This window comes from Brucella sp. NBRC 12950 (genome assembly GCF_030268145.1).
In the GTDB taxonomy this organism is placed as follows: domain Bacteria; phylum Pseudomonadota; class Alphaproteobacteria; order Rhizobiales; family Rhizobiaceae; genus Brucella.
Genome location: NZ_BSQC01000001.1, coordinates 324,497 through 339,920 on the forward strand (window position 1 = coordinate 324,497; position 15,424 = coordinate 339,920).

Here is a 15,424-nt window from a genome sequence, read left to right on the forward strand (position 1 = left end):
ATTTAACGCATGAAATTACGGTGCATTTGAGTATAGTTGATTTTAATCAAGGCACGCACTCCCAAGTGAAAATACAGAATTCAATCTGACTGAGTAGTATCGTTTGCCGCATAGCTTTGCTTTGCGGGCCCGCAAGATGATGACGCAGAGGATGTTTCGGCATGGGGTTTAATCGCAAGCAGTGGATCGCAACTGGTGTAGTCGTGGCTTTGGTAGCTGGAGGCTACTATGCCTGGAAAGCACTGAGCGACCCCGGACTGCCGGAAGGCATTGCTGGCGGAAATGGGCGAATCGAAGCCGTAGAGATCGATGTATCCACCAAAAGCCCCGGACGTATCCGCGAAATTCTTGCCGACGAAGGACAGTTTGTTGAGGCAAACGCGGTTCTGGCGCGCATGGATACTGCCCAACTTGAGAGCCAGCGCAAACAGGCTGAAGCGCAGCTTCGTCGCGCTGAAATAAGCATTGAGACAGCGAAAAGTTTGGTTGTCCAGCGTGAAGCCGAGCAAACCGCCGCTCAGGCCACGGTCGCACAGCGCGAAGCGCAACTGGACGCTGCAAATCGCCGTCTGGCCCGTTCGCAACAGCTTTCAGAATCGCGCACAGTCTCTCAGCAGGTGCTGGATGATGATCGCGCAACCGCGCAGGGAGCTGAGGCAGCCGTGGGTGCTGCAAAGGCGCAGCTCGCCGCGACAGCGGCCGCGATCAGTGCTGCAAAGGCACAAGTTGTTGATGCAGAAGCTGCGGTTGAAGCTGCAAAGGCTGCGATTGCCACCATCGATACAGATATCAATGATGCCACATTGCGTTCGCCAAAGCCTGGCCGCGTGCAATATCGTGTTGCGCAACCGGGTGAAGTATTGTCGGCTGGCGGTCGCGTGCTGAATCTGGTGGATGTCAGCGATGTCTATATGACTTTCTTCCTGCCGACTTCGCAGGCTGGACGCGTGGCCATTGGTGCGGATGCGCGCATCGTGCTTGATGCAGCTCCTCAGTGATCCCTGCCACGATTAGTTTCGTAGCCGATGTTGCGCAGTTCACGCCAAAGTCGGTTGAGACGGAGGAAGAGCGTCAAAAGCTCATGTTCCGCGTTAAGGCAAAAATCCCGCAGGAATTGCTTCAGAAATATATTCAGCAGGTCAAAACCGGGCTTCCGGGTATGGCTTACGTGAAACTTGATCAAAATGCTGAATGGCCGAAGAATCTCGCGGAAACAGTAAAATGAGTGCGGCTTCGATAAAGGCTGGCGTGGACGGCGACAGCTTTGTCGTTCGGGCCGACGGCGTGAAGCTGTCCTATGGATCGACTGAAGCGTTGCGTGATGTTTCGCTCGAGGTGCCTGCCGGCTGCATGGTCGGGCTGATTGGGCCTGACGGCGTTGGAAAGTCGAGCCTTCTGTCGCTGATTGCTGGCGCTCGCGTTATGCAGAAGGGCAGGATTGAAGTGCTCGGCGGCGATATTGCCGACAAGCGTCATCGCCAGTCGGCATTTCCACGCATTGCCTATATGCCGCAAGGATTGGGGAAAAACCTGTATCCGACGCTCTCCGTGTTCGAGAATATCGAATTTTTCGGGCGGCTATTTGGCCATGACAAGCATGAGCGCGAACGCCGCATTGCAGACCTTCTGGCGCGAACAGGCATGTCGCCTTTTGCTGATCGCCCGGCTGGTAAGCTTTCGGGTGGTATGAAGCAGAAGACAAGTCTTTGCTGCTCACTGATCCATGATCCTGATTTGCTGATCCTTGATGAGCCGACAACGGGCGTTGATCCTTTATCGCGGCGTCAGTTTTGGGAGCTGATCGACGATATCCGCAAAGATCGTCCGGGGATGAGCGTTATTGTTGCCACGGCCTATATGGAGGAAGCCGAACGCTTCGACTGGCTGGTTGCGATGAATGACGGCCAGATTCTTGCAACCGGCACGCCTCAGGAACTGCTTGAGAAAACCCAGACGCCTAATCTCGATGCGGCCTTTATCGCGCTTTTGCCGGAGGAGCTTCGGCAAGGGCACAGCGAAGTAGTAATGCCACCGCGCAATATACAGGTAGACAGCGGCATCGCTATCGAAGCCGAGCATGTAACGGTGCGATTTGGCAATTTCACTGCCGTTGACAATGTAAGCTTCCGTATTCCGCGCGGCGAGATTTTCGGCTTCCTCGGCTCTAACGGTTGCGGCAAATCCACGACGATGAAGGTTTTAATCGGCTTGTTGCCTGCGAGCGAAGGCACGGCAAGGCTGTTTGGACGCGAAGTTGACCCAAAGGATATCGATATACGCCGTCATGTTGGTTACATGTCGCAGGCGTTTTCGCTCTATTCCGAACTGACAGTTCATCAAAATCTGGAGCTTCATGCCAAGCTGTTTGGCATGGCGGAAGAAGATACCAAGCGCAGAATCAAGGAACTGGCCCAAAGGTTTGATTTGGCGGGCGTTATGGATGATCTTCCCGACTCGATGCCGCTCGGCATCCGCCAGCGCCTGTCGCTGGCTGTCGCGCTGATCCATTCGCCGGATATTCTTATTCTCGATGAGCCAACTTCAGGCGTTGATCCGGTTGCGCGCGATGCGTTCTGGCAAATCCTTGCCGATCTTTCGCGCAACGACAATGTCACGATTTTCGTCTCGACCCATTTCATGAATGAAGCGGAACTGTGTGATCGCATTTCCTTGATGCATGCTGGTAAGGTGTTGATCAGCGACACGCCAAAAGCCAACACGGCAAGCCGCAATGCAGCAACACTTGAAGACGCTTTCATCGCATATCTCGAAGAAGCAATTGGCGAAACAGCGCCTGAGAAAGGAGTTCAAGAGTCGGTGAAGGTTCAGCCTGAAAAGGTTGAGAAAAGCACGACGGCCCGCGCGGGCTGGTTGCCAAATCCTCGGCGAATGCTAGCTTTCTCGCGACGCGAGGCGCTGGAGTTGAAACGCGATCCGATCCGGGCGACATTGGCCATTCTGGGCACTGTGATCCTGATGTTCGTGATCGGATACGGTATCAATCTCGATGTCGAGGACTTGACGTTTGCGGTTTTGGATCGCGACGATACGACGATCAGCCGTGATTACACGCAGCAACTTGCTGGTTCCCGGTATTTCACTGAAAAAGCACCCATAATCGATTATGACGACCTTGATCGGCGTATGCGCGAAGGTGAAATCAGCCTGGCAATTGAAATCCCGCCGAATTTCGGAAGCAATGTTGCGCGTGGTCGTCCCGTCGAAATTGGTGCCTGGATCGACGGCGCCATGCCGACGCGAGCGGAAACCGTGCGTGGTTACGTTCAGGGAATGCATGCCAATTGGCTGACACAAAAAGCGCGCGAGCTTTATGGAAGCAACGCCACTGTCGGCAACTTCAATCTGGAAATTCGTTATCGCTATAATCCGGACGTCCAGAGCCTTGTGGCCATGGTGCCAGCGGTTATCCCGCTGCTTCTGCTGATGATCCCTGCAATGTTGGCGGTTCTGAGCGTTGTACGTGAAAAAGAACTTGGCTCCATCATAAATTTCTATGTGACGCCGGTGACTAAGTTCGAGTTTTTGCTAGGCAAACAGCTGCCCTATATCGCGCTTGCTTTTCTCAACTTCCTGATGCTGACGGCCTTTGCTGTTTTCATATTCCGTGTGCCATTCACAGGCAGTTTCCTGACCTATGCCACGGCGGCGCTTCTCTATGTCATCATTACGACCGGCATGGGCTTGGTGATCTCAACCTTTATCAATAGCCAGATTGCGGCGATCTTCGGTACTGCATTGCTGACACTCATTCCCGCAGTGCAATATTCTGGCATTATCGATCCAGTCTCGTCTTTGCAGGGGGCAGGTGCGTTTATCGGCAAGATTTATCCGACGACCTATTTTGTGACAATTTCGCGCGGGACTTTCTCAAAGGCGCTCGATTTCTCCGATCTCGCCGGATCATTCCTGCCGCTGCTGATTGCCATACCGGTTCTTACCGTTCTCGGCATTGTACTTCTCAAGAAGCAGGCGGGCTGAGATGCGGATTTCCAATATATTCCAGCTTGGCGTCAAGGAACTGCGCGGACTGGCGCGTGATCCGATGCTTCTGCTGCTTATCGTCTATGCCTTCACACTTGCGATCTATACCGCTGCAAAGGCTATGCCGGAAAATCTCAACAATGCGGCAATCGCAATCGTTGATGAGGATCAGTCACCGGTTTCGGGTCGCATCACGACTGCGTTTTATCCGCCGTATTTTGTGCCGCCAAAGCTCATCTCATCTCATGAGATGGATAAACGGATGGATTCTGGCCTCGATACCTTTGCGCTCAATATCCCGCCGAATTTTCAGCGCGATCTGCTTGCCGGGCGTTCGCCAACGATTCAGCTGAATGTCGATGCAACGCGCATGAGTCAGGCCTTTACCGGCGGCGGTTATGTTCAGTCGATAGTTTCCAGCGAAGTGAACGAGTTTCTCAATCGCTATCGCGGGGATACGCAAACACCGGTTGGACTTAACCTACGTGCGCGCTTCAATCAGGATCTGAACAAAGGCTGGTTCGGTGCGATCACCAATGTCATTTCATCGGTAACTATGCTTTCGATCATTCTGACGGGCGCAGCTCTCATCCGCGAGCGCGAACATGGCACAATCGAACATCTGCTGGTCATGCCGGTGACGCCACTTGAGATCATGGTCTCTAAGGTCTGGTCAATGGGGATGGTGGTGCTGGTGGCGACTGCCTTTTCACTGGTTGTTGTTGTGCAGGGCATTCTCGCGGTGCCGATCAATGGTTCGCTGACGCTGTTTTTGGCGGGTGCTGCATTACAGCTTTTCGCGACAACGAGCCTTGGCATCTTCCTAGCAACGATTGCTGGTTCTATGCCTCAGTTCGGACTTCTCCTGATGCTGGTTCTGCTTCCGTTACAGGTTCTCTCGGGCGGTACAACGCCGCGCGAAAGTATGCCGGAAATTATTCAGAATATCATGCTGGCGGCACCCAACACGCATTTCGTGATGCTCGCGCAATCGGTGCTGTTCCGCGGTGCGGGATTGAGTGTCGTGTGGCCACAATTGCTGGCCATGATTGTAATCGGAAGTGTTCTTTTCTTCTTTGCACTGCGTCGTTTCCGCGACTTCCTGAGATGAAAAATCCATACAATTCAACCATCTGAATCACTTGGCTCTGAATGTGATTCAGATGGGGCACATTGTTGCAGTTGATAATCTGCCATCCCCTTGCTATCGCTCGCCACAGGAAACGGTTCTGTCCGCAAGGATGGATGAAAAGGGAACACGGTGAGGCTCATTTGAAGAGCTGAGACCGAGACTGCCCCCGCAACTGTGACCGGCGAGTCATCCTCCCATGATCGTAAGTTGCGATCATAGCCACTGAATATTCACGTTCGGGAAGGCGGAGGACCGATGAAGACCCGGAAGTCAGGAGACCTGCCGTATCCAGTCACCCATGGCTGACACGAGGGGTGTCCAGTCGCGGCCGTCCGTAGCGGTGACATTGTGAAATGTTGCCGTGGGACAAAGACAAGGCGCTTCCGCCCTGATTTCTGACACCTGCGGTGAAGCAAGGCTTGCACGCAGGAAGTAGAAATAATGCATATTCTCAAACTATCGGCATATCTCACATCCACCGTTCTGGTGGTTACGCCGCTCGACGTATTCGCTCAGACGAAGGCAAGCGTGCAGGATGGAGTTGTGCTTGATACGATTGTCGTCACACCGTTGAGGCGTGCAACATCGTTGCAACGTTCCACATCGTCCGTCACGGTCATTGATCGGGAGGAAATCGACCGATCAGCAGCGCCTGATTTGCAATCGCTTCTTCAGTACTATCCGGGAATTTCGATTACCACCAATGGCGGGCAGGGATCGTCTTCCAATCTCTACATTCGCGGTATGTCGTCAAAACAGACGGTTGTTCTCGTCAATGGTGTGCGAACCGCATCAGCAACGACCGGAGCAACAGCGCTTTCCAATATTCCACTGAGTTCAATTGATCGTATTGAAATCGCGAAAGGCGCGCATTCCTCGCAATATGGTGCGGATGCGATGGGTGGTGTGATTAATATCATCACAAAGCAGGGTGGAGCCTGCGGGGAGCGCTCCTACTGCGGAAGTCTGACAACGGGGGTTACGCATCCATGGGGCGGTTATGCGTCCGGTTCGCTTCAGGGACGCAGCAAGGACGGCATTGATTACGCCTTTGGTGCCGCTGTCACAGGCACACAGGGATATAATTTTACGACACCAGATTCTTTTGGCTATGAGCCTGATCGTGATGGTTTTCTACAGGGTTCGTTTAACTTCTCGCTGTCGAAGGATTTTGATTGGGGGAAGATTTATACTGATGGCCTCCTGAGCCGCGGCCGCAATCAATATGATGCCAAAGCACCGTCTGCTAATGAAGCGTACACAACAGCATTTAGTGGCAAGCTGGGTGCGCGTATCGATCACACCGCTGACTGGTCTTCGACGATCGAGTTCAGCTCTGGTCTCGATCGCAGTCGAAATTTCCGTAAGGGTGTTAGCGGGTCTGATCTGTTTGAAACCAAGCGTTACGGCATCTTTGCTTCGACGGAAAAGCAGTTTGAAACGGGCAATGTTTCGCATGTGTTGACCGGTGGCGTTGAAGCTTACCGCGAGGAAGTCAGCGCTACGACCGAATATGCCAAAACCAGTCGTGATCTGGCTGCGGTATTCGGGCAATACTCGCTCGAATATGATGCGCTGCGCTTTGATGGCGGTGTGCGCTACGATTATAATGAGCAGTTTGGTGACGTGGTCACGTATAATCTCGGCGCGAGCTACGAAATTCTGCCGGATCTCGTGCTGCGTTCTTCGTTTGGCACGGGCTTCCGTGCGCCGACCTTTAATGAGCTTTACTATCCCGGCTTTGCGAATGCCGATCTGCAGCCGGAAAAATCCCGCTCGTATGAGATTGGTCTGAACTGGCAAGCAACAGCCGATACAAGTCTCGATTTGGCTTTCTATAAGACATGGCTACGTGATGCGATCATGAGCACGGCACCTTCCTATCTGCCTTACAATATTGCGCGTGCAGAAGTGACGGGTTTCGAAGCGGCGCTGTCTCATCGCTTCAACGAAACTTGGGCGGTGAAAGGATCGCTAGACCTCAAGAAGCCGATTGATGAGGATACCGATAACGATCTGCCATATCGCGAGCGGGTGAAGGCGACAGCTGAAGTGAATTTCAAGCCTATCGACAAGCTCGATCTAACGGCTCGGTTGCTTTACGGCGGTTCGCGCTACACAACTGCCGCGAATACCAAGAAGCTTGATCCTTATGTGACGGCTGATTTCATCGCACTGTATGACATCGACACACAATCGCAGTTGAAGCTTTCGGTAGAGAATATTTTCGACAAGGATTACCAGACAACGTCCGGCTATAATGCGCCGGGGCGCAGCTTTAATATCGGGCTGACGCGGAATTTCTGACGAGATGCGCAACATGAAAACGCAGTCCGGGTTATGGAAAATCAGGTTTGGCCTTTTGGCCGGCCTGTTTCTGACTGCGTTTCATCCCGCGCATGCGAATGGATTGCCCAAGCGTGTGGTGTCGATCAATGTCTGCACAGATCAGCTGGCGATGTTGCTGGCAGATGCCACGCAGCTTCGGTCGGTGTCGTATCTTTCGCGTGACCCGCTTCTGTCTGTGTTGACCGAGAGAGCAAAACAGCTGCCGGTCAACCATGGGCAGGCTGAGGAAGTGTTCCTCATGAAGCCTGATCTGGTGCTGGCGGGCACGTTTTCTTCGCGTGCCACGGTTGGATTGTTGCGGGATTTGGGTGTGCGGGTAGAGGAATTTGCGCCTGCACGCTCTTTTGACGATATCAAGGCGCATATGAAGCGCATGGGCGAATTGCTCGGCCGTGAAAGCGAAGCAACCCGGCAGATTGCAGACATGGATATGGCTCTTTCAGCAATCCAAAAGCCTGACCATAAACAGACCGTCGCGCTCTATTATGCGAATAGTTATACGTCGGGACGCGGCACGCTGATTGATGAAGCAATCCGTCTGGCCGGGCTTGATAATATCGCCGATAAGGCGGGTGTTCGTGGTTCAGCTATGCTGCCGCTGGAAATGCTGGTTATGGAAAAGCCTGATACTTTGGTGCGCGGATCGCGGGGACGACCGCCCGCACTGGCCTTTGAGAATTTCGAGCATCCGGCATTGCGCGCGCTCGAAGGGCACACGCGAAGCGTGGCGCTCAACGACAATCTGACAGTATGTGGCGGGCCGTTCAGCGTTGAAGCTGTTGCGAAGCTCGCGGAGGCTGCGCGTGACTGAAACTGGTCGTTTTTATCTCCTGCTTGTTGTTCTTGGCTTGATGGTTCTGGTGCTATTTGCGCTTTCGCTGTTGGTTGGTCCGGCATCCATCAGTGTGGGTGAGAGCATTCGGGCGCTATTTGCCGGGCAGGGGGATGTGATCGTGTTGGTTATGCGCGAAATCCGGCTGCCGCGCGCTTTGCTTGCCTTGCTGATTGGTGCTTCGCTAGGCCTTTCAGGTGCTGCTCTTCAGGGCTATCTGCGCAATCCGCTGGCCGAGTCAGGGCTGCTTGGCGTGAGCTCGTCGGCCTCACTTGGTGCGGTGATTGCGATTTATACGGGGCTGTCGCAGGTTTTCCCGTTGGCTTTGCCATTACTGGCGCTGGTCGGGGCATTTCTGTCAGTCTTTTTGGTCAAGGCTCTCGCGGGGCGTCACGCCGGAACACTGACTGTCATTTTGGCAGGTGTTGCCGTCACCAGTCTCGCCGGAGCGATGACAGCACTGGCGCTTAATCTGTCGCCTAATCCATTCGCTGCCATGGAAATCGTGTTCTGGATGCTGGGTTCTCTTGCCGATCGGTCGATGACGCATGTATGGCTTGCCGCACCCTTCATTCTGATCGGTTGGGCGATGTTGTTTTCACTGGGGCGTGCGCTTGATAGCCTAACGTTAGGATCGGATGCCGCAGCCAGCATGGGCGTCAATCTCTCGCGCGTTCAGATTCTCGCTGTTCTTGGCACTGCAGCTTCCGTTGGCGCATCGACTGCGGTTGCGGGAGCAATCGGTTTTGTAGGGCTTGTAGTGCCACATCTGTTGCGCCCGCTGGTCGGTTCGCGACCGTCACGTCTGCTTGTTGCCAGTACGTTTGGCGGTGCCGCCCTTCTGTTGGCTGCCGACGTGCTGGTGAGATTGATTATGCCGGGGCGCGAATTAAAGCTGGGAGTGTTAACGGCAATCATTGGCGCCCCGTTTTTCCTGTGGCTTGTCTTTAAATATCGGAGACGGCTGGTATGAGCACTCTTTCAGTCCACAATCTTGATGTCTCGCTGGGGCGCAAAGCGGTGCTTGAAGCTGTCGGTTTCGAGGCCGGTGAAGGTGAGTTTATCGGCTTGATCGGTCCAAATGGTGCAGGCAAGACCACGCTGCTGCGTGCGCTTTTGGGCCTTACGTCTTCGACGGGTGAAATTCTGCTGGATGGCTCGGACCTCCGAAGAATGCATGTTGCTGATCGCGCCAAGATCATCGCTTATCTGCCGCAGGAACGCGATGTTGCATGGCCGGTAACAGTTAGGATGCTGGTATCGCTTGGGCGGTCAGCACTGAAGCCTGTGTTTGCAGGACTGGACCGTGACGATGAAACTGTGATCGAGACTGCCATGCAGCGCATGGGTGTGGCTGAACTTGCGTCACGTCCTGCTAACGAGCTATCGGGCGGTGAAAGAGCGCGCGCCCTGATCGCACGGGTATTGGCACAGAACACGCCGATCATCATGGCTGACGAGCCTGTAGCTGGGCTTGATCCGGCCCATCAGTTGGAATTGATGGAGCTTTTTGCTGGTTTGGCAACCGAAAAGAAGACGGTGATCGCCTCGCTGCACGATCTTGGTCTGGCCGCGAAATATTGCACCCGGCTGATTGTGCTTAATCGTGGTCGGCTCGTCGCCGATGGTGCGCCGGAAGAGGTGCTCAATCCAGCGCTCCTGAAAGAGGTCTATGGCATCGACGCGCAGCTGATGAAGATCGAAGACGAATTCATCCTGCATACGCGTAAGCGCTTTCGGTAGATTATATTGGTTTCCACTGCCGCTCGCGGCTGGATGCGTAGATGGCTTCGATAGTTTTTTGCACCTCATAGCCTTCGCGGAAATCGGCGTGACCAGTATTCTGTCCGGCAATACTTAACAGGAAGTCGCGCACCTCAATCGTTTTCAGATCATTGAAGCCAATCTGATGCCCGCCCGCCACGCAAAACGCGCCATAAGGCTCGTGGTCTGGGCCTGCAAAAATCTTGCGGAAACCCTGTTGCCCTTTCTTGTCAGAGAAAAGGAATAGGTCGAGTTCGTTGAAGCGCTCTTGCGAGAAAAAGATCGAGCCCTTTGAGCCCGATATCTCAAAATCATGTTGCATTTTGCGGCCACTGGCGAGCCAGTTCGCTTCGATAGTGCCGGTTGCGCCATTCTCGAACGATAGAAAAGCATGGCAGATATCATCCACTTCGACTGCTTTCATCTGCGATGGGTTGTTGTGGTCGGGACGCTCTGCAATTGCTGTCACGCTTTTGCCCATCACCTCGGCAACCGGACCAACCAGATAGCGTGCCGCGGCAATAATATGGCTGCCTATATCGGCAAGGGCGCCGCCACCACCTGCCGGATCAAGTCGCCATGACCAAGGAATTCGATGATCGGCCATGAAGTCTTCGGCATGGATGCCGCGAAAATTTCTGACATTGCCAATTTCGCCGCTCTCGATGATGTCTCTAGCGAGCTTAATCATCGGGTTCTTGAGGTAATTGAATCCGACTGCGGTTTGAATGCCCTTCCGTTCGGCAGCGAGTGTCATTTCAAGGCATTCGGCGGCAGTTGGAGCTAATGGCTTCTCACAGTAGACGTGCTTGCCTGCATCAATGGCAGCAAGCGCCATTTCTTTATGAAAGCGATTTGGGGTTGTGATATCGATCAGATTGATGGCTGGATGGGCGATCAGGTCACGCCAACTGCCTGTGGAATGAGCAAAGCCAAGCTGACACGCTGCGCGTGAGGCGGTTTTCTCGTCCACATCGGCCAATGTGTGAAGCTCGACCGTCATCGGCAGGTCGAAAATCCGGTTTACATTCGCAAGGGCGAGAGCATGAGTTTTGCCCATGAAACCCGAGCCGATCAGGCCTGCTACAACTGCCATTCTCTCCTCCCAGAGCTAAATTGCATGTGCATTTTGACTGCTGCTTATGTGATTGACATGAGCTAACAGAAATGGAATTATAATTCCACGAGAATTTTCTAATGAATGTTTCATTCTATTAAATGACAAAGATTGCAGCGAAATTGCCGGGATCAAATGCGTGGAGGCAGCCCCGGAATTAGCTCTGAACGAAGTGCAGACAAATTAACAAACCGGCGGGGAGTGCCGGGCAGGGAGGAGTGAACATGAAATCTCTATTGAAATCGGCAGTTGCTGGCGTTGCGCTGATGGCTGCGTCATTTGCGGCGCAGGCACAGGATGTCAGCATTGTTGTTGTCAGCCACGGCCAGGCATCCGATCCTTTCTGGTCGGTTGTGAAGAATGGTGTTGCGGAAGCAGCCAAGGATACAGGTGCAAAGGTTGATTATCGCGCACCTGAAACATTCGACATGGTGCAGATGGCGCAACTCATTGATGCTGCAATCAACCAGAACCCGCAGGGCATCGTTGTTTCGATTCCAGATGCCGACGCGCTCGGGCCGTCGATTGAACGTGCTGTTGCAGCCGGTATTCCGGTTATTTCGATGAACGCAGGTTCGGATGCTTCCAAAAAGCTTGGTGCGTTGCTGCATGTCGGTCAGGATGAGTTCGATGCTGGCAAGGTTGCCGGTGAAGCACTTAAAAAGGCTGGTGGCAAGAAAGGCATCTGCGTCAATCAGGAAGTCGGTAACGTCTCGCTTGATCAGCGTTGTGCGGGCTTCAAGGAAGGTTTTGGCGATGTGACGGTTTTGCCCACCTCGGCTGATCCGACTGAAAATGAATCCAAGGTGCGTGCAGCACTCGCATCTGACACGGCGGTCGATACAATTCTGACGCTGAACGCAACGCTGGCCGGTGAGCCAGCAGTTAAGGCAGCTTCAGAAAGTGGTCGCGAAGGCATTCATATTGCCACTTTCGATATGTCGGCTGGCTTCCTTGAGGCGGTTGAAAACGGAAAAGCGGATTTCGCGATTGATCAGCAACAGTTTCTGCAGGGTTATCTGCCAGTTGCGTTTCTGGCGCTCAATGCGAAATACGGCCTGATGCCGGGCGGCAATGTGCCGTCGGGCCCGAACCTGATTACCAAGGACAAAGCCAAGCAGGTGGTTGAACTGTCTGCCAAGGGCATCCGCTAAGCAGCAACGCATAACTTTTGAATATCTCACCCCGCCCATGAAAATGGGCGGGATCGAGTATCCATACCCATAAGTTCGCGACCTTCATGTCGCGTTGTCTAGAGCGCGTTTCTCTCAAATTGAATCAAAATGGTGCTCTAGAGAATTGTTTTAATGCGTATTTTCGCGGATACGCTTGAAGGAGGAAAGCATGAGTGAGCCAACTTCATCAGAGCAGCCCGCTCAGACTGCAGCAAATGATCCGGCGATCGCAGCTGCGCAACGGGATGAGCGGCTGAAGAACGCCAGTGCACTCCAGCGGATGCTTAGTCGTCCTGAACTGGGTGCGGTTTCAGGTCTCGTGCTCATCACGATCTTCTTCCTGTCGACAGCCAATCCGGCAATGTTCACCGCCGCCGGTATTATGAATTTCATGGCGCCTGCATCGCAGCTTGGCATTCTTGCTGTGGCTGCCGCGCTACTCATGATCGGTGGCGAATTTGATCTTTCTATCGGCTCAATGATAGCCTTCGCCGGCCTAATATTCGCTGCTGCCCTCGTCGTTTGGCAGGTACCGCTCATCGTTGCCATCATTCTGACACTGGTTTTCGCGGCGCTTGTGGGGGCTGTGAACGCGCAGATTGTGCTTAAAACCGGCTTGCCCTCCTTCATCGTTACGCTGGCGTTTCTGTTCATCCTGCGTGGGCTTTCGCTGGTCGGCCTCAAATGGGCGACGGGTGGTGCAACGCAATTGCGTGGTGTGAAGGAAGCTGTCGGCACGAGCTATCTTGCGGGATTGTTTTCTGGTGATGCTTTTCAAGGATTGTTTGAATGGCTTGCGGAAAAAGACCTCATCGCGAAGTTCCCAAATGGCCAGCCGACGGTGAAGGGTGTACCCGTCGAAGTTCTCTGGTTCATCGGCATCGCTCTCGTGGCGACCTACGTTCTGGTGCGAACCCGCTTCGGTAACTGGATTTTCGCCTCTGGTGGTGATGCGCTGGCTGCGCGCAATTCGGGTGTGCCTGTGCGTCGTGTTAAGACAATTCTTTTCATGTGTACGGCAATGGCAGCAGCACTTGTTGCCATTCTTACTGTTCTTGATGCGGGGTCGACGGATGCGCGGCGCGGCTTCCAGAAGGAATTCGAAGCGATCATTGCAGCTGTTATCGGGGGCTGTCTGCTTACTGGCGGCTATGGTTCGGCCATTGGGGCATTCTTCGGCTCCATCATCTTCGGTATGGTGCTGATTGGCCTGACTTACACGACGATTGATCAGGACTGGTACTTGGTATTCCTTGGCGGAATGCTGCTGATCGCCGTTCTCTTCAACAACTTTATCCGTAAGCGCGCCACCGGCGAGCGATAGGTTTCAGCATTCACGCAGTTCCAGGGAAACCGCTTCCAAACTTTCCTGAAACTGCGTTGATAGGGAGTATGCACTATGACAACCCCGATCATTGAGGTTCGCAATCTTGTCAAACACTTCGGCCCGGTTATTGCGCTGAACGGCGTTTCACTCAGTGTGGAACCGGGGCAGGTACACTGTCTGCTTGGTGACAACGGTGCCGGTAAGTCGACGCTGATTAAAACACTGTCCGGCGTGCACAAACCAACAAGCGGAGAGTTTTTTGTAGAAGGCAAACAGGTTGTCTTCAACAGTCCGCGCGATGCGCTCGATCACGGCATTGCGACGGTCTATCAGGATCTTGCGATGATCCCTCTTATGTCGGTCATGCGAAATTTCTTTCTCGGTCGGGAACCGACCAAGGGGATTGGGCCAGTTCGCTGGTTCGATACGCAGTTTGCGGAAGATGTGACCCGTGAAGAGATGAAGAAGATCGGTATTGATGTCCGTGATCCGCAGCAGGCCGTTGGCACGTTGTCGGGCGGCGAACGACAATGTGTAGCGATTGCACGGGCAGTCTATTTTGGGGCGAAAGTGTTGATCCTCGATGAGCCAACCTCGGCACTTGGTGTGCGTCAGACAGCTATGGTGCTGAAGTATATCAACCTTGTGCGTGAGCGAGGGCTTGGTGTGATCTTCATCACGCATAATGTGCGCCACGCTCATGCCGTAGGCGACAAGTTTACCGTGCTTAATCGCGGTGCCACGTTTGGAACCCGCACCAGAAGCGATGTGGACATGGATGAGCTGCAGAGCCTTATGGCAGGCGGCCAGGAACTGGCTGATCTCTCATCTGCGTTGGGTGGACGGGTTTAACTTATATTTGGAGCCAGAAATGAGCGGACAATTGAATGGCAAGGTTGCGGTCATCACTGGCGGCACCCAAGGTCTTGGTGCGGCTACAGCACAGCTTTTTGCCGAACGTGGCGCGGAGGGCATAGTGATCTGCGGTCGCTCAGCCGAAAAAGGCAGGGCGCAGGCCGACACGCTGGAGCAGCTCGGTGTGAAGGCCGTGTTTGTTCAAGCCGATCTGGAAAAGGTCGAAGATTGCCGTCAGGTGATTTCGGAAGCGGATCGGGCTTTTGGACGGCTTGATATTCTCGTCAATGCAGCCGGATTGACGGACCGTGGCGATATACTTGATACGTCGCCTGAACTGTTTGATCGGCTTTTTGCGGTCAATACGCGTGCACCTTTCTTTCTTATTCAGGAAGCGATCAAGCTTTTCCGGCGTGAAAAGGTTGAAGGAGCGATTGTCAATATTTCGTCCATGTCCTCCATGGGCGGCCAACCATTCATCGCTGCTTATTGTGCGTCCAAGGGTGCGCTTGATACGCTCACGCGCAATATTGCCTATTCGGTGCTGCGTAATCGCATCCGCGTCAACAGCCTCAATATCGGCTGGATGGCATCGGATGGCGAAGATCGTATCCAGCGCGAATTCCACGGCGCACCCGCCAATTGGTTGGATGAAGCGGTCAAGGCCCAGCCATTTGGACGTCTGATTGATCCCAGGGAAGTTGCGCGCGCGATTGCGTTTTTGGCGTCGGAAGAATCCGGAATGATGACTGGTGCAATCGTGAATTTTGACCAGTCGATTTGGGGTGCATACGATTCGTCTCCGCATCCAGCAAACCCGCTCTGAGGCTCTTCTGCACCAATTTCTGCAAAATCCTTCCAGAATGTGCAG

The 15,424-nt window shown here is 53.7% G+C and carries 11 protein-coding genes, 1 pseudogene and 1 riboswitch; of the genes and pseudogenes, 11 read left to right on the forward strand and 1 reads right to left on the reverse strand.

Going from position 1 to position 15,424, the window contains the following annotated elements:
* Nucleotides 1-161: 161 nt before the first annotated feature.
* The 7 genes and pseudogenes from QSJ70_RS01530 to QSJ70_RS01560 all read left to right on the forward strand — a co-directional run bounded on the left by QSJ70_RS01530 (nucleotide 162) and on the right by QSJ70_RS01560 (nucleotide 10,058).
* Nucleotides 162-1,225: pseudogene (locus QSJ70_RS01530) on the forward strand (HlyD family secretion protein).
* Nucleotides 1,222-3,999: a ribosome-associated ATPase/putative transporter RbbA gene (gene rbbA / locus QSJ70_RS01535; RefSeq protein ID WP_285534569.1), complete on the forward strand. Its 2,778-nt coding sequence runs from the start codon at nucleotides 1,222-1,224 to the stop codon at nucleotides 3,997-3,999. The pseudogene QSJ70_RS01530 and the gene rbbA overlap by 4 nt, the downstream one beginning before the upstream one ends.
* Nucleotide 4,000: 1 nt before the next feature.
* A complete protein-coding gene (locus tag QSJ70_RS01540) occupies nucleotides 4,001-5,113 on the forward strand; it encodes an ABC transporter permease (RefSeq protein WP_064320792.1) in 1,113 nt (370 codons plus the stop codon).
* A 96-nt stretch (nucleotides 5,114-5,209) separates the two neighbouring features.
* A riboswitch (cobalamin riboswitch) is annotated at nucleotides 5,210-5,435 on the forward strand.
* 140 nt (nucleotides 5,436-5,575) lie between these two features.
* Complete coding sequence (locus tag QSJ70_RS01545; RefSeq protein WP_285534570.1) at nucleotides 5,576-7,441, forward strand: TonB-dependent receptor domain-containing protein; 1,866 nt, start codon at nucleotides 5,576-5,578, stop codon at nucleotides 7,439-7,441.
* Nucleotides 7,442-7,454: 13 nt separating this feature from the next.
* Nucleotides 7,455-8,294: an ABC transporter substrate-binding protein gene (locus QSJ70_RS01550; RefSeq protein WP_285534571.1), complete on the forward strand. Its 840-nt coding sequence runs from the start codon at nucleotides 7,455-7,457 to the stop codon at nucleotides 8,292-8,294.
* A complete protein-coding gene (locus QSJ70_RS01555) occupies nucleotides 8,287-9,288 on the forward strand; it encodes a FecCD family ABC transporter permease (RefSeq protein WP_285534572.1) in 1,002 nt (333 codons plus the stop codon). Before QSJ70_RS01550 ends, QSJ70_RS01555 begins: the two co-directional genes overlap by 8 nt.
* Complete coding sequence (locus QSJ70_RS01560; RefSeq protein WP_285534573.1) at nucleotides 9,285-10,058, forward strand: ABC transporter ATP-binding protein; 774 nt, start codon at nucleotides 9,285-9,287, stop codon at nucleotides 10,056-10,058. Before QSJ70_RS01555 ends, QSJ70_RS01560 begins: the two co-directional genes overlap by 4 nt.
* A 1-nt stretch (nucleotide 10,059) precedes the next feature.
* Here QSJ70_RS01560 and QSJ70_RS01565 read toward each other — a convergent pair whose 3' ends face one another.
* Nucleotides 10,060-11,175, reverse strand: a complete 1,116-nt coding sequence (locus QSJ70_RS01565; protein ID WP_285534574.1) for a Gfo/Idh/MocA family protein — start codon at nucleotides 11,173-11,175, stop codon at nucleotides 10,060-10,062.
* A 245-nt stretch (nucleotides 11,176-11,420) separates the two neighbouring features.
* Here QSJ70_RS01565 and QSJ70_RS01570 point away from each other — a divergent pair, with 245 nt between their 5' ends.
* The 4 genes from QSJ70_RS01570 (at nucleotide 11,421) to QSJ70_RS01585 (ending at nucleotide 15,379) form a co-directional block, all read left to right on the forward strand.
* Nucleotides 11,421-12,350, forward strand: coding sequence for a sugar ABC transporter substrate-binding protein (locus tag QSJ70_RS01570; protein ID WP_007875639.1), 930 nt, complete (start codon nucleotides 11,421-11,423; stop codon nucleotides 12,348-12,350).
* Nucleotides 12,351-12,540: 190 nt separating this feature from the next.
* Nucleotides 12,541-13,695 (forward strand): ABC transporter permease, encoded by a 1,155-nt coding sequence (locus QSJ70_RS01575; RefSeq protein WP_007875638.1) that lies wholly within the window; start codon nucleotides 12,541-12,543, stop codon nucleotides 13,693-13,695.
* Between the two features lie 75 nt (nucleotides 13,696-13,770).
* A complete protein-coding gene (locus QSJ70_RS01580) occupies nucleotides 13,771-14,550 on the forward strand; it encodes an ATP-binding cassette domain-containing protein (protein ID WP_112812487.1) in 780 nt (259 codons plus the stop codon).
* 19 nt (nucleotides 14,551-14,569) lie between these two features.
* Nucleotides 14,570-15,379 (forward strand): SDR family oxidoreductase, encoded by an 810-nt coding sequence (locus tag QSJ70_RS01585; RefSeq protein ID WP_113159995.1) that lies wholly within the window; start codon nucleotides 14,570-14,572, stop codon nucleotides 15,377-15,379.
* Nucleotides 15,380-15,424: the final 45 nt, after the last annotated feature.